This is a genomic window from Comamonas terrae (assembly GCF_001544075.1).
In the GTDB taxonomy this organism is placed as follows: Bacteria; Pseudomonadota; Gammaproteobacteria; order Burkholderiales; family Burkholderiaceae_C; genus Comamonas; species Comamonas terrae.
The window spans coordinates 16,070-34,158 of sequence record NZ_BCNT01000004.1 but is presented as its reverse complement, the minus strand read 5'-3'; the positions used below and the strand labels follow the sequence as shown (position 1 = coordinate 34,158).

Here is an 18,089-nt window from a genome sequence, read left to right as displayed (position 1 = left end):
TGCGCGTGCGTGCGCACGCGTGAGAAGCGGATTGTATGAGCCCGGGCGCCGCGTGGCGCGCGGGCGGTTAATGACGACGAGAACACACAATGACAAAGACCCTGGTGATTGCTGAGAAGCCATCGGTGGCGCAGGACATCGTCCGCGCGCTGACCCCGGTGGCCGGCAAGTTCGAGAAGCACGACGAATATTTCGAGAGCGAGCGCTATGTGGTGACCAGCGCGGTGGGCCATCTGGTGGAAATCCAGGCGCCCGAGGAGTACGACGTCAAGCGCGGCAAATGGAGCTTTGCGCACCTGCCGGTGATTCCGCCGCACTTCGACCTCAAGCCCGTGGACAAGACCAAGAGCCGGCTCAACGCCGTGGTCAAGCTGGCCAAGCGCAAGGACGTGACCGAACTCGTGAATGCCTGCGACGCGGGCCGCGAGGGTGAGCTGATCTTCCGCCTGATCGAGCAGTACGCGGGCGGCGCCAAGGGTACGCTGGGCAAGCCCATCCGGCGCCTGTGGCTGCAGTCCATGACGCCCCAGGCGATCCGCGACGGCTTCCAGCACCTGCGCAGCGACCAGCAGATGCAGGGCCTGGCCAGCGCCGCGCGCAGCCGCTCAGAGGCCGACTGGCTGGTGGGCATCAACGGCACGCGCGCCATGACGGCCTTCAACTCGCGCGACGGCGGCTTTTTCCTGACCACCGTGGGCCGCGTGCAGACGCCCACGCTGTCGCTGGTCGTCGAGCGCGAGGAAAAGATCCGCAAGTTCGTGAGCCGCGACTACTGGGAGGTGCACGGCACCTTCGGCGCCCAGGCCGGCCAGTACCTGGGCAAGTGGTTCGATCCCCAGTGGAAGAAGGGCGAAGACGCCGAGGCGCGCGCCGACCGCATCTGGGACAAGCGCCAGGCCGAGGCGATTGCCGCCGCGGTGCAGGGCAAGCCTGCCACCGTCACCGAGGAAAGCAAGCCCACCACGCAGGCCTCGCCGCTGCTGTTCGACCTGACCAGCCTGCAGCGCGAGGCCAACGGCAAGTTCGGCTTCTCGGCCAAGACCACGCTGGCGCTGGCGCAAAGCCTGTACGAGCGCCACAAGGCCCTGACCTATCCGCGTACCGACTCGCGCGCACTGCCCGAGGACTACCTGCCCGTGGCGCACCAGACCTTCGCCATGCTGGCCGCAAGCTCCATGCGCCATCTGGCGCCGTTCGCGCAGCAGGCCATCAACGACAACTACATCCGCCCGACCAAGCGCATCTTCGACAACAGCAAGGTCTCGGACCACTTCGCCATCATTCCGACCACGCAGGCGCCTTCGGGCCTGTCCGAGGCCGAGCAGAAGCTCTATGACCTGGTCGTGCGCCGTTTCATGGCCGTGTTCTTCCCGAGCGCCGAATACCAGGTCACCACGCGCATCAGCAAGGTCGAGCAGCACAGCTTCAAGACCGAGGGAAAGGTGCTGGTCAAGCCGGGCTGGCTGGCCATCTACGGCAAGGAAGCCGCCAACGAGGTCGAGGACGCCAAGGAAGGCGACAAGGGCCAGCCGCTGGTGGCCGTGCAGCCCGGCGAGCAGCCGCGCACCCAGCATGCCGAGGTCAAGGGCCTGAAAACCAAGCCGCCGGCGCGCTATTCCGAAGCGACACTGCTGGGCGCCATGGAAAGCGCGGGCAAGCAGATCGACGACGACGAGCTGCGCGAAGCCATGCAGGAAAAAGGCCTGGGCACACCAGCCACACGCGCGGCCATCATCGAAGGTCTGATCACCGAAAAATACATGCTGCGCGAAGGCCGCGAGCTGATTCCCACGGCCAAGGCCTTCCAGCTCATGACCTTGCTGCGCGGCCTGGGCGTGGAGGAGCTCTCACGCGCCGACCTGACCGGCGAGTGGGAATACAAGCTCTCGCAAATGGAAAAGGGCCAGCTTTCGCGCGAAGCCTTCATGCAGCAGATCCAGGCCATGACCGAGAAGCTGGTCAAGAAGGCCAAGGAATACGACCGCGATACCGTGCCCGGCGACTATGCGACGCTGCAGACGCCTTGCCCCAACTGCGGCGGCGTGGTCAAGGAAAACTACCGCCGCTACGCTTGCACGGGTGCCAGCGGCACGGGCGAAGGCTGCGGCTTCTCGTTCACCAAGTCGCCCGCGGGCCGCACCTTCGAGACGGCCGAAGCCGAACAACTGCTGCGCGAGCGCCGCATCGGCCCGCTGGAGGGATTCCGCTCCAAGGCCGGCTGGCCCTTCGTGGCCGAAGTCGCCATCGTGCGCGACGAGGAGGGGGGCAACTACAAGCTCGAATTCGACTTCGGCGACGACAAGGATTCCGAGGACACAGGCGAGATCGTGGACTTCGCCGGCCAGCAGCCGCTGGGCCCATGTCCCAAGTGCGGCGCGCCGGTCTACGAGCACGGCAGCAACTATGTCTGCTCCAAGGCTGTGCCCACGCTGGCCCAGCCCACGCCCAGCTGCGACTTCAAGAGCGGCCAGATCATCCTGCAGCAGCCCATCGAGCGCGAGCAGATGAGCAAGCTGCTGCAGACCGGCAAGACCGATCTGCTGGAGAAGTTCGTCTCCAACCGCACGCGCCGCAACTTCAAGGCCTTCCTGGTCTGGGACGGCGCCGCGGGCAAGGTCAATTTCGAGTTCGAGCAGCGCGAAAGCAAATACCCGCCGCGCAAGACGGCGGGCTCTGCGGCGGCGAAGACGGGAGCTGCCGCCAAGACCACCGCTGCCGCCAAGAAGACCGCCGCAAAGACCGCGACCAAGACGGCAGCCAAGACTGCAGCGGCGAAGAAGCCGCGCACCGTGAGCGCCACGCTCAAGCCCAGCGCAGAGCTGGCCGCGGTGATCGGCAGCGAGCCCACTTCGCGCCCCGAAGTGATCAAGAAGCTGTGGGACTACATCAAGGCCAACGGCCTGCAGGATGCCGCCAACAAGCGCGCCATCAATGCCGATGCCAAGCTCAGGCCCGTGTTCGGCAAGGACCAGATCAGCATGTTCGAGCTGGCCGGCATTGTCGGGAAACATGTAGCCCCCTGAGGCGCTGCGCGCCTTCCCCCGGCGGGAAGGCGGCTTCGCCGCCCCCGGGTTGGGGCAGCGCCGGTTTTGAGTGGTGCTCTCAAAACAAGAGCTGTTAGAGCTTGCTGTGCATAGAAGTTTGATGCAAAAGCATCTCAACTCCTTATCCAGCAAGCGCAGGCAGCTTTTAATTGCGCACTGCGGGGCATTTCAGCCTTGTGCGCTGGGCAAGGCGTTCAGATAGGCCGCGATGGCCGTGCAGGCCTCGGTCCGCAGCGCGGACGGATCAGGCCCTGGCGCACGCAGGTGGGCGTGGGAAAACAGGCCGTAGAGAATGGTCTGGCTGACCCGCGCCGCCGCGCGCACCGGATAGCCGGGCGGCAGGTCGCTGGCCGTCTCGATGGCGCCGGCCCAGGCATCCACGAAGCGCTCGTACATCTTGCGGTAGGCCTCGGCGCTGGAGTAGTGGCGCTCCAGCAGGTAGTGCGCGCTCCATTCCTCGGGCCGCTCGCGGTGGGCCTGCAGCTGCGAGTCCACCACGGCCTGCACGATGTCCTGCAGAGGCCGGCCCGCATGGCTGGCGGCCACGCCGCGCATGCCCAGCAGCAGGGCCTTGGTGCGCAGGTGCAGGCAGACGCGCGCCAGGTCTTCCTTGCTGGCGAAGTACTCGTAGAAGCTGCCCAGGCCGGTGCCGGCCACCAGCACGATCTCGCGCACCGTGATCGCCGCGTAGCCGCGCTCGACCAAAAGCCGAACAAAGGCGTCCTGCAGGGCCTGCGAAGTCTGGCGCGCCCGCGACTGCGAGGGGCGCCGGCGCCCGGCCGCGGGTGGCCGGCTGGAAGAGGGTTTCATGGCTGCGCAAATCCGAACACGTGAAGAAGGGTCGCTTCCTAGAATCTAACGTGTACCCCGGCCTGCGGCATGCAGGGGCAAACAAGACGGCAGGGCTTGCGCGGCTGCGGACAGCAGGACCGTAGCCCGGCGCCAGCGGACAAAGGAGACACGCCATGGCAGATATCGGCATCCACCCCCACAACCAGGTTCCCGAACTCAAGGACTACAACCTCTACGCCAGCGACCCGGTGCTGCAGCGCGCCGTGGCGCGCGGCGGTGCCCAGTGGCGCGAGTCCGAGCTGCTGCGCCAGGGGGCCGAATACGGCGCCGAGGCCACGCTGCGTGCGGCCGAGGAAGCCAACCATTTCGAGCCCGAGCTGCACACCCATTCGCCCACGGGCGACCGCATCGACCAGGTGCGCTTTCATCCGGCCTGGCACCGGATGATGGCCATCGCGCGGCGCAACGGCATTGCCAACCTGCCCTTCGTCGACGGGCGCCGGAGCGCCTGGCCTGCCTATGGCGCGTCGCTGTTCATGCACAGCCAGATCGAATCGGGCTCGACCTGCCCCACAACCATGACCAAGGCCAGCATTCCGCTGCTGCGCCTCAATCCGCAGCTCGATGCGGTGGTCGCTCCGCTGCTGGCCTCCACCGAGCACGATGCGCGCGACATTCCGCTGGCGGGCAAGCGCTCCATCACCGTGGGCATGGGCATGACGGAGCGCCAGGGCGGCAGCGACGTGCGGACCAACACCACGCGCGCTGCTCCTTATGGACGTGGCCCCTGGGGCGAGGAATTCCTGATCACGGGCCACAAGTGGTTCTTCTCCGCTCCCATGTGCGACGGGCACCTGGTGCTGGCCAAGACCGAAGAGGGCGGCTCCACCTGCTTTTTCGTGCCGCGCTGGCGCCCCGACGGCAGCAAGAACGCCATCCACATCCAGCGCCTCAAGGACAAGGTGGGCAACCGCTCCAACAGCAGCAGCGAGGTGGAGTTCCACGAGGCCTGGGGCGTGCTCATCGGCGAGGAGGGGCGCGGCATCTCCACCATCATCGAGATGGCCACCTACACGCGGCTGGACTGCGCACTGTCCAGCGCCGGCTTCATGCGCCAGGCCTTGGTGCAGGCGCTGCACTACAGCCGCAACCGCTATGCCTTCGGCCTGCCGCTGGCCGAGCAGCCCGTGATGACGGCGCTGCTGGCCGACATGGCGCTGGAGTCCCAGGCCGCCACCTGGCTGGCCATGGACCTGGCCGCGCGCTTTGGCAGCGGCGATGCGCTGGACCTGGCCTGGCGCCGCATCGTCACGCCGGCCGCCAAGTTCTGGAACTGCAAGCGCGCCGTGGGCTTCACGGGCGAGGCCATGGAGGTCTTCGGCGGCAACGGCTATGTGGAGACCGGCCCCATGGGCCGGCTGTTCCGCGAGGCGCCGGTCAACTCCATCTGGGAAGGCTCGGGCAACGTGATGTGCCTGGACGTGCTGCGCGCCATCTCCCGCAATCCCGACGACGCGCACCTGCTGCTGGACCACCTGCAGGACACGGCTTCGCAGGAGCCGCTGCTGGCCGCGCAGGTCGGCAAGCTGCGCGCCGCTGTCGCTCAGCCGCCCCAGGCCCTGGAGCGCGAGGCGCGGCGCTTTACCCAGCGCCTGGCGCTCACGGTGCAGGCCAGCCTGATGCTGCGCCATGCGGACAGCGCCGCCGCCTCGGCCTTCATCGCCAGCCGCTTCGACGCCGACTGGGGGGCGGTGGCCGGCGCGGCCTGCGGCACGGGCGATCCCGCAGCGCTGCTGCGCGCCGCCTGGACGGACTGAGGAGAGGCAAGCCATGATGGATTTTGTATCGCTGCTGGACCAGCAGGCCCGCACGCGGCCCGAAAAGCTGGCGCTGCGCGCCATCGGCCAACCGGCGCGCGACTGGAGCTATGCGGCCCTGGCCGAAGCCAGCCGCAAGACCGCCGCCGTGCTGCATGGCCAGGGCGTGCGCCGCGGCGACCGCGTGGCCCTGCTGTGCCTGAACACGCCGGGCTTTGTCTTCGCGCTGTTCGGCGCCTGGCGGCTGGGCGCCACCGTGGTGCCCGTCAACCACAAGCTGCAGGCACCCGAGGTGCAGTACATCCTCGACCATGCGCGCGTGAAGCTGTGCATCGCCGACGGCACGCTGGCGCCGCTGGCCGGCCGCATGGCCGGCGGCACCCGCTGGATGAGCACCGACAGCCGCGCCCAGGGCCTGCCGTTCCTCGACGAGCTGCTGGAGCAGGCCGCACCGCATGCGGATGGAGGCACGCCCGATGCCCAGGCCCCGGCCGAGATCCTCTACACCTCGGGCACCACGGGCCAGCCCAAAGGCTGCCTGCACAGCCATGCCAATGTCTTTCATGCGGCGCTGTGCGCGGCGGCCGGCACCTCGCTCACGCACCAGGAGCGCACGCTGATCGCCATGCCCGTCTGGCATTCCTCGCCGCTGAACAACTGGCTGCTGGGCACGCTGCTCATGGGCGGCACCGCGGTGCTGCTGCGCGAATATGCGCCCAAGGCCTTTCTCGAGGCGCTGGCGGGCGAGCGCATCACCTTCACCTTCGGCGCCCCCATCGCGTTCCTGGCGCCGCTGTCCGTGGTGCCCGATGTGGCGGCCTACGACTTCAGCGCCATGCGGCTGTGGGCCTACGGCGGCGGTCCGCTGGGCGCAGACATGGCGCGCCGGCTGGCGGCCAGCTACGGCAGCGACCGCTTCATGCAGGTCTACGGCATGACCGAATCGGGCCCGCTGGGCACGGTGCTCTACCCCGAGGAGGCCATTGCCAAGGCCGGCTCCATAGGCCGCTGCGGCGTCCCCGGCGTGGCCCTGGAAGTGCGGCGCGCCGACGGCAGTCCCTGCAGCCCCGACGAGGTGGGCGAGATCCACCTGCGCTCGGCCGCCATGATGCAGGGCTATCTCGACAACCCCGAGGCCAGCGCCGCCGCCTTCGATTCCGGGGGCTGGTACCGCAGCGGCGACCTGGCGCGCATCGACGAGGACGGCTACCTCTACATCGTGGACCGGCTCAGGGACATGATCGTCACGGGCGGCGAGAACGTGTATTCCAAGGAGGTGGAAGACGTGCTGGCCGCCCATCCCGATGTGCAGGACGTGGCCGTCATCGGCCGCCCCCATCCCGAATGGGGCGAAACCGTGGTGGCCGTGCTCACGCCGCGCCCGGGCCGGCGGCTGGACGAAGCTGCGCTGCGTGGCTTTCTCGAACCCCGGCTGGCCCGGTACAAGATCCCGCGTGTCTACGAGGTTCGCGAGGCCCTGCCGCGCACGGCCACGGGAAAACTGTTGAAACATCTGCTGCGCAGTGCGTCGCAGGCCTGACATGATGGGGAAATGCATATCGGCTACTCTTGGGACATGGATGCCGAACTGCTTTCCCCCTCTCTGCCCGCCACGCCATCGCGCTCCGTCAGCCTCGTTGGCGCTTCCAACTTCCGCGACCTGGGCGGCTACCTGACCCGGGACGGCCGGCGCCTGCGCTGGGGCCGGCTGTACCGTTCGGCCCATCTGGCCCATCTGACGCCGCAGGACCTTGCGGCGCTGCAGGTGCTGGGCGTGACGCGCAGCGCGGATTTCCGCGGCCTGACCGAAAGCCAGCACCTTTCCTACAGCTGGCCGCAGCTCACGCGCCACGCGCTGGTGGTCGAGCCCACGGTGGTGCAGCGGGCCCAGGCCATGCTGGAGTCCGGCGAAGGCCTGACCGTGGCCGCCACCGAGGAACTGATGCACGACACCTACCGCAGCTTCGTGCAGACCTACAGCCCGCGCTTTGCCCAGTTCTTCACGCTGCTGCAGCAGGGCGACGCGCCGCTGGTCTTCCACTGCACGGCCGGCAAGGACCGCACGGGCTGGGCCGCGGCCCTGCTGCTCACGGCCCTGGGCGTGGACGAGGAGCAGATCATGCAGGACTACCTGCTGACCAACAGCCTGTTCAGGCGCCCCGCGCAGATGTATGGCCACATGTCCGCCGAGGTGCTGGACGTGCTGTGGCGCGTGCAGCCTTCCTTCCTCATGGCCTCGGTGGAGCTGGCGCGCGCGCAGCACGGCAGCGTGGACCGCTATCTGAGCGAAGCGCTGGGCGTGGATGCCCAGGTGCGCAAACGCCTGGCAGAGCTGTATCTGGAGCAGTGAAATTGATAGCTGGAAGCGCTTGTCCGGCAAGCGTTCGAGCCTGAAATCACCCTGTTCTGTCCTCGGCTTCTGCGCTGGGCGCTACCATGGGCCATGGCTCTGCCGGAGCCCCTCTATGCCCAGGAGAACGCTTATGCGCCATTGGATTTCCACCGCCGCCGCTGCCGTGATGCTGGCTGCCCTGTCGGCCTGTTCGGGCACGGCGCCTGTGCAGTCAGGCTCGGGCGAAAGCGGCATCACCGTGTTCGGCACCATCGATACCAACATTTCCCGTACCCGCTGAGGCCACTGCCGCTACCGCGGCTGATTGCAAAAAAAAAAGCCCTGCCCGGCCGATGCCGGCAGGGCTTTTTTGCAGGGCGGTTCACGGGCGGCTCATGGCCGATTCTGCGCCGGCGCGGGCTGCAGCGGCGGCAGCGGCGTGCCGATGTCGCTCCAGCCGGGCGGAGCCTGCCCGGCGGCCTGGGGGGGCGGCGTGTTGTCGCCGGGCGCCAGCCCCGGGCTGGTGTCGAGGTCGGGCGGCTGTGCATTGTCGGCAGGTGGCGGCGGAGCCGGCGCCCTGGACGGCGGCAGCGCCGGCGTGCTTTCCTCGATCCCGGAGTCGGGCGCCGGTTCAGGCGCGGGCGCTGAGGCCGGGGGGCGCTTGCCCGGTGCCGGGGCGGCATGTCCGTCCGGCTCCTCGTCGCTGCCGGAGCCCGTCCATTGCTGCATCCTGTCGCGCAGGCGGTCCACGAAATCGCTCCACCAGTGCGAGGTCTCGGGCGAGGCGAAATGCGCCTTGGCATTGAGCAGCGGGCTGCGCAGCGCGCGCGCCATGAAGTCGCCCACCATGGGCAGGGCACTGCGCGCGCCCTGGCCCCACTGGTCGCTGCGCAGGGTGATGCGCGCATCGTTGAAGCCGGCCCAGGCGCCGGCCACGATCTGCGGGTGCATGAGGATGAACCAGCCGTCGGCATTGCCCTGGGTGGTGCCGGTCTTGCCGGCCACGTCGGCGCGTATGCCGTAGCGCTGGCGTATGGCGCGGCCCGTGCCCTTGTTGACCACGGCGCGCATCATGTCCACGAGCTGGTAGTTGTGCGCCTCGTCCCAGGCCTGTTCGGGCTTGGGCGGCGTGAATTCGGCCAGCACCTCGCCGTCGCTGCTCTCGATGCGCGTCACCAGCTGCGGCGGGATGTAGCGGCCGGCGTTGGCCAGGCTGCCGTAGGCGTTCACCATTTCCAGCAGCGTGACCGGACTGGCGCCCAGGGCCAGGGCCGGCACGGGCGCCAAAGGACTCTGGCGCACGCCCAGCGCGCGCGCCAGGCGGATCACGCGGTTGGCGCCCACGTCCTGCATGAGTTCGGCCGTGACCGTGTTCTTGGAGTAGGCCAGGGCGTCGGTCAGCGTGATGGGCTCTCCGGTCGGCGCCACGGCATCGGTGGGGCGCCAGACTTCGCCGCCGGGCAGCTTGATCTCGACTTCCTCGTCCTTGCGCGTGTCCTCGGGATGGGCGCCCTGCTGCAGCACCGCGCCGTAGACGAAGGGCTTGAAGGTGGAGCCCGGCTGGCGGCGCGCCTGGGCCACGTGGTCGAACGCGTCCTGCGCATAGTCGCGGCTGCCCACCCAGGCCAGCACGGCCGAGGTGCGCGGATCCATGGCCACGAAGCCCGCCTGCACGCGCGTCTTGTCCTCGCGCAGGCTCTTCATGAAGGCCTTGTCGGCCAGCACGGCCTTGAGCGCGCCTTCCTCGCTGTCGCCCTTGGCGCGCAGCCGGCGGTAGGGCTCGCTCTCGCGCACCAGCTGCTGCACCAAGGGGTTGGCGGCATTCCAGCCGCCGGCCTGGCTCCAGCCGCTGTTGGCCACGCCCTGCAGCGTGCGCATCTGGCGCTCCACGGCCTGGTTGGCCCAGGCCTGCAGACGCGAGTCGATGGTGGTGCGCACCACCAGGCCGTCGGCATAGATGTTGTAGTCATGCGCGTCGGCCCAGGCGATCAGCCATTTGCGCAGCTGCTGCGCGAAGTGCGGGGCCATGCCTGCGGGCTCTTCCTGGCGCTCGAAGTTCAGCCGCATCGGGCGCTTGCTCAGGCGCTCGAACTCGGCCTGCTGGAGCTCGCCGCGCTTGACCATCTGCGCCATCACCGTGTTGCGGCGCGACAGCGCGCGGTCCGGGTTGAGCACGGGGTTGTAGTAGGCATTGCCCTTGAGCATGCCCACCAGCGTGGCGCTTTCCAGCACCGTGAGCCTGGCCGCGGGCTTGTCGAAATAGGTGCGCGAAGCCATCTCTATGCCGTAGGCGTTGTAGAGAAAGGGCACGGTGTTCAGATAGGTTTCGAGGATCTCGTCCTTGGTGTAGAGCGCCTCGATCTTGAAGGCCGTGATCGCCTCCTTGAGCTTGCGGTTGAGGTTGCGCGCGCGGCCGATCTCGGTCGGGTAGAGGTTGCGCGCCAGCTGCTGGGTGATGGTGGAGCCGCCCTGCGGCTTGCCCTGCAGCGTGAGGACGAGCGAACCCATGGTGCGCTTGAAGTCCATGCCGTGGTGCTCGTAGAAACGGTGGTCCTCGGTGGCCACCAGGGCCTGCACCACCGACGGCGCGATCTGCTCCAGCGGCACCCACTGGCGGTTGCTGCGCTTGAACTCGCCGATGAGCTTGCCGTCCGCACTCATGATCTGCGCGGGCTGCTCCTGCTTGGCCTTGCGGATGTCGCTGATGCTGGGCGTGAACGGTATCAGGCACAGCACATAGAGCGCGAACAGCAGTGGCAGCGCCGCGGCCAGCCGCAGCCACTCGCGCCGCGTGGGCCAGCGGTGCCACCAGGGCAGGGCGGCAATGCGCCGGCCCGGGCCGCTGGCGCGCAGCCGCGACCACAGCGCCGCAGCGCGCGGACCCCATTTCTCTTTCAATTCGTTCAGGAACAGACGCACGTTGTAGGGCGGCCCGCAGGCCGCGAATTGGCGAAGCCGCCAAGAATGCCCAAAAAACAGGCGTTGTGCTTGGCGGCCCCGGCTTTTCTATGGACTCAGCCCCGGTATTGGCAATAGGACAGTTTCGTTTTATGCCGCCAACGGTTGCAAACACGCCAAAGCCCCTATGGCGGCCTGCGGCTCCGGCGTATGCTGCGGCAGTTTTCACGGGAGACCAGATATGAAATTCAAACAGTCCGCCTATTTCGCCGCCATCGCCGCCGCCCTGGCACTGGGCGCCTGCACCAGCGCGCCCGGCCAGCCCGAAGGCGCGGATGCCGCGACCCAGGCCCAGGCCGACGCTGCGGCCCAGGCTGCCGCCAAGGCCCAGGCCGAAGCCGATGCCGCCCAGCAGCAGCGCCGCCAGGCCATTGCCGAGGCCAACCAGAATGCGCGTGCCGCGCGCTTTGCGCCGCAGACCTATGCGAGCTGGAACGAGGGCGGCGCCAATGTCACCGTGAAGTTCCTCAAGAACGGCCGCGCCAGCTGGGAGGAGCCCGGCAAGGACGGCAAGCCCTTTGTGATGCACGGCAGCTGGCGCGTTGCCAAGGGCCAGGTGAACGTGGTGTTCCAGAACAAGGAGGAAAAGAAGAAGGAAAGCTTCAGCTTCGCGCCCAAGGCCGCGCTGATCGCCCCGGCCGCCGCCGATGCCGGCTGCAAGGCCCTGCCCGGCCTGCTGCCGCTGGAGGCCAACGGCCAGACCGAGAAGCTGGACAACATCTACCTGTGGCCCAAGGCCCAGCTCGAGAAGAACCAGGGCAGCTGTGTGCAGCAATAAGGTTGCCATGAAGGCACCCTCGCACCCCCTGCGCGGGGCACGTTTCATGCCGGGCTAGCCCGGCGATGAAAAAAGGCGCCGGTCCCTCTGCGGGGCCGGCGCCTTTTTTCATGGAGCCTGGGCGCTTATTTCTGCATCCAGTCGGACAGCTCGTCGGCGTGCTCCTGCTCCTGCTCGAGGATGGACTCGATCAGGCGGCGCGTGGACGGGTCCTTGTCGCCGATCAGCTCGATCATCTGAGAGTAGGCCTCGATGGCCACGCGCTCGGCAATCAGGTTGGTGCGGATCATGGCCTGCAGGTCCAGCTCGTCGTTGTAGTCGGCATGGCTGCGGCCGCTCAGGCTGTCGGGATTGAAGTCGGGTTCGCCGCCCAGCTGCACGATGCGCGTGGCAATGCGGTCCGCATGGGCCTGTTCTTCGTTGGCATGGACCAGGAACTCCTCCGCGATCGCGGGCGAGGACAGCCCCGTGGCCGTGAAATGGTGGCGCTTGTAGCGCAGCACGCAGACCAGTTCGGTGGCCAGCGCGTCGTTGAGCAGCTTGATAATGTCCTCCCGCCAGGGGCTGTGCTCTTCCACGACGGCGCCGTCCTCCAGGCTGCGCTTGGCGCGCTCCAGGGCTTGCTGGTCCAGTTCGAGCGGCTGATGCGGGACGGACGCCGCGGTTTTCTTGTCGGCAGTTGCGTTCATGCGTGGCTTTCGTTGGTGATGGAGAAAAGCCGCAGGTCGTTGCGGCCTGCTGGAACTCTGAAATTAGGCCGCTTTGCCGGCACTGTCTGTGAGACAAGTCCTCATAAGCCTGCCTGACCAGGGGGATGGCCGGTGTGGACCATTGGCGTAAGCTGGAGGCTTTCAGCGACTGCCACGAGGAACGCCATGGCTGCATCCGCCAGTTCGGTCTACGACTTCGAAGCCACCGGCATCGCCGGCCAGCCGGTATCCCTGAGCGCCTACCGCGACAAGGTGCTGCTCATCGTCAACACGGCCAGCGCCTGCGGCTTCACGCCGCAGTACAAGGGCCTGCAGGCCCTGCACGAGCGGTATGCGGAGCGCGGCCTGGTGGTGCTGGGCTTTCCGTGCAACCAGTTCGGCGCGCAGGAAAAGGGCTCGGACGAGGAAATCGCCAGCTTCTGCGACCTGAACTTCGGCGTCACCTTCCCGCTCATGCACAAGATCGAGGTCAACGGCGCCGGCGCCCATCCGCTGTACCGCTGGCTGACCAGCAAAGCGCCGGGCGTGCTGGGCACTCGGTCCATCAAATGGAACTTCACCAAGTTCCTCGTGGGCCGCGACGGCCAGGTGATACGCCGCTACGCGCCCCAGGACCGGCCCGAGAAGCTGGCCGCCGACATCGAGGCCGCGCTGGCCGCGTAGCCGGCCCGGCCCGCCTTATTCCTCCTGCAGCGCCTTGAACTGCAGGGCCAGGTGGTCCAGCAGCGCGCGCACGGCCGGCAGCTGGCCGCGGCGCGAGGCGTAGACGGCGTGGATGATCTCGGGCCGCGGCTCCCAGCCCGGCAGCACCTGCACCAGCGCGCCGCTGCGCAGGTTCTCGCGCACGAACATGCCGGGCAGCTGCACCACGCCGGCGCCCAGCAGGGCCGCATCGCGCAGCGCCAGCATGGACTGGGTCACCAGGCGCGGCTGGTGCCGCACCTCGGCGCGCACGGCATCGGGCCCGAACAGCACCCAGCGGTGGGTTTCCTGCGCGCCGCCCATGTCCAGGCTAGGCCAGCCCGACAGGTCCATGGGTCCGGCGGGCGCGCCCATGCGCTGCAGCAGCCCGGGCGCGGCCACCAGGCATTGCCGGCGCTCGGCCAGCGTGCGCAGCACCAGGTCGCTGTCCTGCAGCGGCGGCGGGCGCACGCGCAGGGCCAGGTCCAGCCCTTCGCCGATCACGTCCACGCGCCGGTTGGTTTCGTCCACCTGCAGCTGCACGCGCGGGTACTGGCGCATGAATTCGCCCAGCATGCGGCCCACGCGCGACGCCAGCAGGGCCACGGGGCAGCTCATGCGCACCATGCCGCAGGGTTCCGCATGCGCGAGCGCCACGGACTCCTCGGCCGCCTCGGCCTCGGTCAGCATGGCGCGGCAGTGCTGGTAGTAGCGCTTGCCCACCTCGGTCACGGCAAAGCTGCGCGTGGAGCGCAGCAGCAGCTGCGTGCCCAGGCGCTCTTCCAGCAGGGCCACGCGGCGGCTGAGCTTGGACTTGGGCAGGCCCAGGGCACGGCCCGCAGGTGCGAATCCGCCGTGCTCCACCACCTGGGCGAAGTAGTACAGCTCGTTGAGGTCTGGCAGCTTCATCGTTTTAAAAATGGAACTCTGAAGCTGAATATTGTGGACTACCCAGGTCATCGTTCCAAATTCATACTTTCTCCATGTTCAACGCCTGGCGTGTCCACAGGGACCGCAGGCCAGCCGCAAGGAGAAACACCATGCTCAAGAAAATCCTGGGTGTCTACGAAGCTCCCCGTCCCCACTGGGTGGGCAACGGCTTTCCCGTGCGTTCGCTGTTCAGCTACGGCGACCACGGCAAGGCCCTGAGCCCCTTCCTGCTGCTGGACCATGCCGGCCCGCAGAACTTCACGCCCACCACGGCGCGGCGCGGCGTGGGCACGCACCCGCACCGCGGCTTCGAGACCGTGACCATCGTCTACGAGGGCGAGGTGGCCCACCGCGATTCCACGGGCGCCGGCGGCACCATCGGCCCCGGCGACGTGCAGTGGATGACGGCGGCCTCGGGCATCCTGCACGAGGAATACCACTCCGAAGCCTTCGCCAGGAGCGGCGGCCCGCTGGAGATGGTGCAGCTGTGGGTCAACCTGCCGGCCAGGGACAAGATGTCCGCCCCCGGTTACCAGAACCTGCTCAATGCCGACATCCCGCAGGTGGCGCTGCCGGGCGGCGCGGGTCATCTGCGCGTCATCGCCGGTGACTACCTTGGCAGCCAGGGGCCGGCCAGGACCTTCACGCCCATCGATGTGTGGGATGTGCGGCTCCATGCCGGTGCCTCCACCGAGCTTGCGGCACCGCCCGGCCACACGCTGGCGCTGGTGGTGCTGCACGGCACGGTGCTGGTCAACGGGCAGGAAGTGGCCCGCGCCGGCCAGCTGGTGCACATGGACCGCGCCGCGGACACCGTGCACCTGGAAGCCAACAACGACGCCACGCTGCTGTGGCTGGCGGGCGAGCCGATCGACGAGCCCGTGGTCGGCTACGGCCCGTTCGTCATGAACAGCGACGAGGAAATCCGGCAGGCGCTGGAGGACTTCCGCAGCGGCCAGTTCGGCCGCATACCGGCCGGCGGGCGCAATGCGCCCGAGGCCGTGCTCAACCACTGAGAGCCCCTGAAGCGGCTCCCGGCACGCGGCCGGCCCTGCCGGCCGCGTGGCAACCCCTCTCGCTTCCCTGTTCCTTTCCAACCGCCAAACCCAAGGAGATCGCCATGAGCAACAAACCCTACGTCCGCCTCGACAAGGACAACGCCGCCGTGCTGCTGGTGGACCACCAGACCGGCCTGCTGTCCCTGGTGCGCGACATCGACCCCGACAAGTTCAAGAACAACGTGCTGGCCCTGGCCGACATGGCCGAGTACTTCAAGCTGCCGACCATACTGACCACCAGCTTCGAGAACGGGCCCAACGGCCCGCTGGTGCCCGAGCTCAAGGAGAAATTCCCCACGGCGCCCTACATTGCCCGCCCCGGCCAGATCAACGCCTGGGACAACGAGGACTTCGTCAAGGCCGTCAAGGCCACGGGCAAGAAGCAGCTCATCGTCGCCGGCGTGGTGACCGAGGTCTGCGTGGCCTTTCCCGTGCTGTCGGCCCTGGCCGAAGGCTTCGAGGTGTTCGTGATCGCCGACGCCTCGGGCACCTTCAACAGCATGACCCAGCAGGCCGCCTGGAGCCGCATGGAGCAGGCCGGCGCCCAGCTCATGACCTGGTTCGGCGCGGCCTGCGAGCTGCACCGCGACTGGCGCAACGACATCGAGGGCCTGGGCACGCTGTTCTCCAACCACATCCCCGACTACCGCAACCTGATGAACAGCTACAGCACGCTGACCGCCGCCCGGAAGTAAGCTGCTTTCGGTGCGCCAAAGCCCGCAGACCGCCCCGGCCTGCGGGCTTTTTGCATGACTGCAATGCGATGGCGCCCAGCGCCTATGCCGCCTGGGCCCGGGGCGGATTCCTGCCATCGTCCTGCGCGCAACCGGCCTGCACCGCATCCTCGTGCAGATGGTCGCGCGCGTAGGCCGTGCCCCAGTTGCGCATGGCGATCAGCACGGGCTCCAGCGAGCGGCCCAGCGCGGTCAGCGCATAGTCCACGCGCGGCGGCACCTCGGCATGGACGGTGCGCTCCACGATGCCTGCTTCCTCGAGCTCGCGCAGCTGCAGCGTGAGCATGCGCTGGGTGATGGCGCCGATGGTGCGGCTCAGCTCGCTGAAGCGTTTCTTGCCGTGCAGCAGATGGAACAGGATGATGGGCTTCCACGTGCCGCCCATCACCGACAGCGTCACCTCCACCGCGCAGCCGCTCTTGCCGTTCAAACGTTTCATGACTTGACCCCCTGTCCTGCCCCAGCATAGGGCCCGGGCGCATTACTTACATTTTTAATACTACCGAACAAATATGTCGGTTCTGGCGTGGAACACCTATTGAATGCACCATGCAGGCATCCGTTTTTCAACATGCTTTGAGGAAACAACCGCCATGAAAGCCATACAACTGCAGCAACCCGGTGGCCTGGACTTCCTGCGCCTGGTCGACCTGCCCGCGCCTGAAGCGCCGCAGGCCGGCGAGATCCAGGTGCGCATCCATGCCAGCTCGCTCAACTACCACGACCTGGGCGTGGTGCTGGGCCGCGCGGGCGCGCCCGACGGCCGCATTCCCATGGCCGACGGCGCCGGCGTCGTCACCGCCGTGGGCGCGGGCGTGGACGAATTCGCCGTGGGCGACGCCGTGGTCTCCTGCTTCTTCCCGCAGTGGCAGTCCGGCGGCCAGGTGCCCTTCGACTTCAAGCGCGTGCCCGGCGACGGCGTGGACGGCTTTGCGCGCGAGCTGGTCAACATGCCGGCCACGGCCTTCACCCATGCGCCCCGGGGCTACTCGCACGAGGAAGCGGCCACGCTGACCACGGCCGGCCTCACCGCCTGGCGCGCGCTGGTGGTGGACGGGCGCATCCGGTCCGGCGACACCGTGCTCGTGCTGGGCACGGGCGGCGTCTCCATCTTCGCGCTGCAGATGGCCAAAAGCATGGGCGCGCGCGTGATCGCCACCACCTCCAGCGCGGCCAAGAAGGAAAAGCTGCTGGCCCTGGGCGCCGACGCCGTCATCAACTACCAGGACACGCCGCAGTGGGGCGATGCCGTGCTGGCCGCCACGGACGGACGTGGCGCCGACATCGTGGTCGAGGTGGGCGGCCCGGCCACCTTGCCCCAGTCCATCCGCGCCTGCCGGCCCGGCGGCCATATCGCGCTGATCGGCGTGCTCACCGGCTTTGCGGGCGACGTGCCCACCGTGGAGCTGATGCGCAAGCAGCAGACCCTCAAGGGCCTGATCGTCGGCAGCCGCGAACAGCAGCAGGACATGGTGCGCGCGCTCGAGCAGTTTGCCTGGCGCCCCGTGATCGACAGCCGCTACCCGCTGGCGCAGATGGCAGAGGCCTTTGCGCGCCAGAAGGCCGGCCAGCACTTCGGCAAGATCTGCCTGCATTACTGAGCAGGGGCCCTTGCAGGCCGTTGGGTATGTGCTCTGTTTTTGATGTAGCTGAAGGCTTGCTTTACGAGGCCTGGCCGGCGGCGCCGGGACTCGCCCCGGCAGGCGACCTACTTTCCCGTGGGAAAGTAGGCAAAGCACCGGCCCTGCTACCCGCGACCCTCCGGCTTCGCCTGCGGGCGACCTGCGCCGCCAGCCTCTTGTGGCGCTGCGGCCCAACTCGCTGCGCGCCTGCGGCGCTTCGCTCGGACAAACGGCCGCAAGTTTGATGACGATGCGGCTGCACTCTGCGGTGCAGCCGCGCGCAACAAGAGGCCGCCGTCTCAGGCGCGGGCACAAGGGGTGAAGAGGGTGCGGGATAGCTTCTTTCAGATTTGATAGCTGCTATCGCATGTCAGGTATGGCCTAAAGGCTGATTTCGCCACAACTCTCGCAGGCCACCCGTATCCATCCCCCTTGTGTCTGCGCCTGCGGCACCCGGTTCAGGCTGCGGGCAACGCTGCCGCAGGACAGCGTTGCATCGTCATCTGACTTGCGCCCGTTTGTTTGAGCGAAGCGCAAAGCGCGTAGCGAGTTGGGGGCGCACCACAGACTGAATCGGGTGACGCAGGTTTGCCTGGAGCGAAGCGCAGGGACGCAGACAGCAGGGGCGTGTTC

The 18,089-nt window shown here is 68.0% G+C and carries 15 protein-coding genes; 10 read left to right on the top strand and 5 right to left on the bottom strand.

From position 1 onward, the window contains the following. Positions 1–89: 89 nt before the first annotated feature. Complete coding sequence (locus tag Cte04_RS06475; RefSeq protein WP_066474157.1) at positions 90–3,023, top strand: DNA topoisomerase III; 2,934 nt, start codon at positions 90–92, stop codon at positions 3,021–3,023. Between the two features lie 189 nt (positions 3,024–3,212). Here Cte04_RS06475 and Cte04_RS06470 read toward each other — a convergent pair whose 3' ends face one another. After that, a complete protein-coding gene (locus tag Cte04_RS06470; protein WP_066474154.1) occupies positions 3,213–3,854 on the bottom strand; it encodes a TetR/AcrR family transcriptional regulator in 642 nt (213 codons plus the stop codon). Between the two features lie 155 nt (positions 3,855–4,009). On the opposite strand from Cte04_RS06470, the gene Cte04_RS06465 reads away from it, so the two are divergent. The 4 genes from Cte04_RS06465 (at position 4,010) to Cte04_RS21735 (ending at position 8,286) form a co-directional block, all read left to right on the top strand. Next, entirely contained in the window at positions 4,010–5,653 is a 1,644-nt protein-coding gene (locus Cte04_RS06465) for an acyl-CoA dehydrogenase family protein (protein ID WP_066474151.1), read from the top strand. Positions 5,654–5,669: 16 nt separating this feature from the next. Next, positions 5,670–7,193 carry a class I adenylate-forming enzyme family protein gene (locus Cte04_RS06460; protein WP_066475338.1) on the top strand — a complete coding sequence of 508 codons (1,524 nt, stop codon included), beginning with the start codon at positions 5,670–5,672 and terminating at the stop codon, positions 7,191–7,193. Positions 7,194–7,229: 36 nt separating this feature from the next. Beyond that, complete coding sequence (locus Cte04_RS06455; protein WP_066475336.1) at positions 7,230–8,003, top strand: tyrosine-protein phosphatase; 774 nt, start codon at positions 7,230–7,232, stop codon at positions 8,001–8,003. 133 nt (positions 8,004–8,136) lie between these two features. Continuing rightward, positions 8,137–8,286 (top strand): hypothetical protein, encoded by a 150-nt coding sequence (locus tag Cte04_RS21735; RefSeq protein ID WP_169798040.1) that lies wholly within the window; start codon positions 8,137–8,139, stop codon positions 8,284–8,286. Between the two features lie 92 nt (positions 8,287–8,378). Here Cte04_RS21735 and Cte04_RS06450 read toward each other — a convergent pair whose 3' ends face one another. Continuing rightward, a complete protein-coding gene (locus Cte04_RS06450; protein WP_083526538.1) occupies positions 8,379–10,904 on the bottom strand; it encodes a penicillin-binding protein 1A in 2,526 nt (841 codons plus the stop codon). 220 nt (positions 10,905–11,124) lie between these two features. On the opposite strand from Cte04_RS06450, the gene Cte04_RS06445 reads away from it, so the two are divergent. Continuing rightward, positions 11,125–11,721, top strand: a complete 597-nt coding sequence (locus Cte04_RS06445; protein ID WP_066474144.1) for a hypothetical protein — start codon at positions 11,125–11,127, stop codon at positions 11,719–11,721. A 125-nt stretch (positions 11,722–11,846) separates the two neighbouring features. Here the strand turns inward: Cte04_RS06445 and Cte04_RS06440 are convergent, their stop codons facing one another. Further along, the gene (locus tag Cte04_RS06440; RefSeq protein WP_066474142.1) at positions 11,847–12,410 is read right to left on the bottom strand and encodes a ferritin-like domain-containing protein; all 564 of its coding nucleotides are present in this window, start codon (positions 12,408–12,410) and stop codon (positions 11,847–11,849) included. Positions 12,411–12,596: 186 nt separating this feature from the next. On the opposite strand from Cte04_RS06440, the gene Cte04_RS06435 reads away from it, so the two are divergent. Next, on the top strand, positions 12,597–13,094 hold the full coding sequence (locus tag Cte04_RS06435) for a glutathione peroxidase (RefSeq protein WP_066474140.1): 498 nt from the start codon (positions 12,597–12,599) through the stop codon (positions 13,092–13,094). A gap of 15 nt (positions 13,095–13,109) precedes the next feature. On the opposite strand, the gene Cte04_RS06430 is transcribed toward Cte04_RS06435, so the two are convergent. Then, the gene (locus tag Cte04_RS06430) at positions 13,110–14,021 is read right to left on the bottom strand and encodes a LysR family transcriptional regulator (RefSeq protein ID WP_083526537.1); all 912 of its coding nucleotides are present in this window, start codon (positions 14,019–14,021) and stop codon (positions 13,110–13,112) included. 131 nt (positions 14,022–14,152) lie between these two features. On the opposite strand from Cte04_RS06430, the gene Cte04_RS06425 reads away from it, so the two are divergent. Then, positions 14,153–15,058 (top strand): pirin family protein, encoded by a 906-nt coding sequence (locus tag Cte04_RS06425; RefSeq protein WP_066474138.1) that lies wholly within the window; start codon positions 14,153–14,155, stop codon positions 15,056–15,058. A gap of 104 nt (positions 15,059–15,162) precedes the next feature. After that, positions 15,163–15,795 carry an isochorismate family cysteine hydrolase YcaC gene (gene ycaC, locus Cte04_RS06420; protein ID WP_066474135.1) on the top strand — a complete coding sequence of 211 codons (633 nt, stop codon included), beginning with the start codon at positions 15,163–15,165 and terminating at the stop codon, positions 15,793–15,795. An 82-nt stretch (positions 15,796–15,877) separates the two neighbouring features. On the opposite strand, the gene Cte04_RS06415 is transcribed toward ycaC, so the two are convergent. Continuing rightward, complete coding sequence (locus tag Cte04_RS06415; RefSeq protein ID WP_066474132.1) at positions 15,878–16,273, bottom strand: winged helix-turn-helix transcriptional regulator; 396 nt, start codon at positions 16,271–16,273, stop codon at positions 15,878–15,880. Between the two features lie 154 nt (positions 16,274–16,427). Here Cte04_RS06415 and Cte04_RS06410 point away from each other — a divergent pair, with 154 nt between their 5' ends. Next, entirely contained in the window at positions 16,428–17,435 is a 1,008-nt protein-coding gene (locus Cte04_RS06410; RefSeq protein ID WP_066474129.1) for a zinc-dependent alcohol dehydrogenase family protein, read from the top strand. The last annotated feature ends 654 nt before the right edge of the window (positions 17,436–18,089 follow it).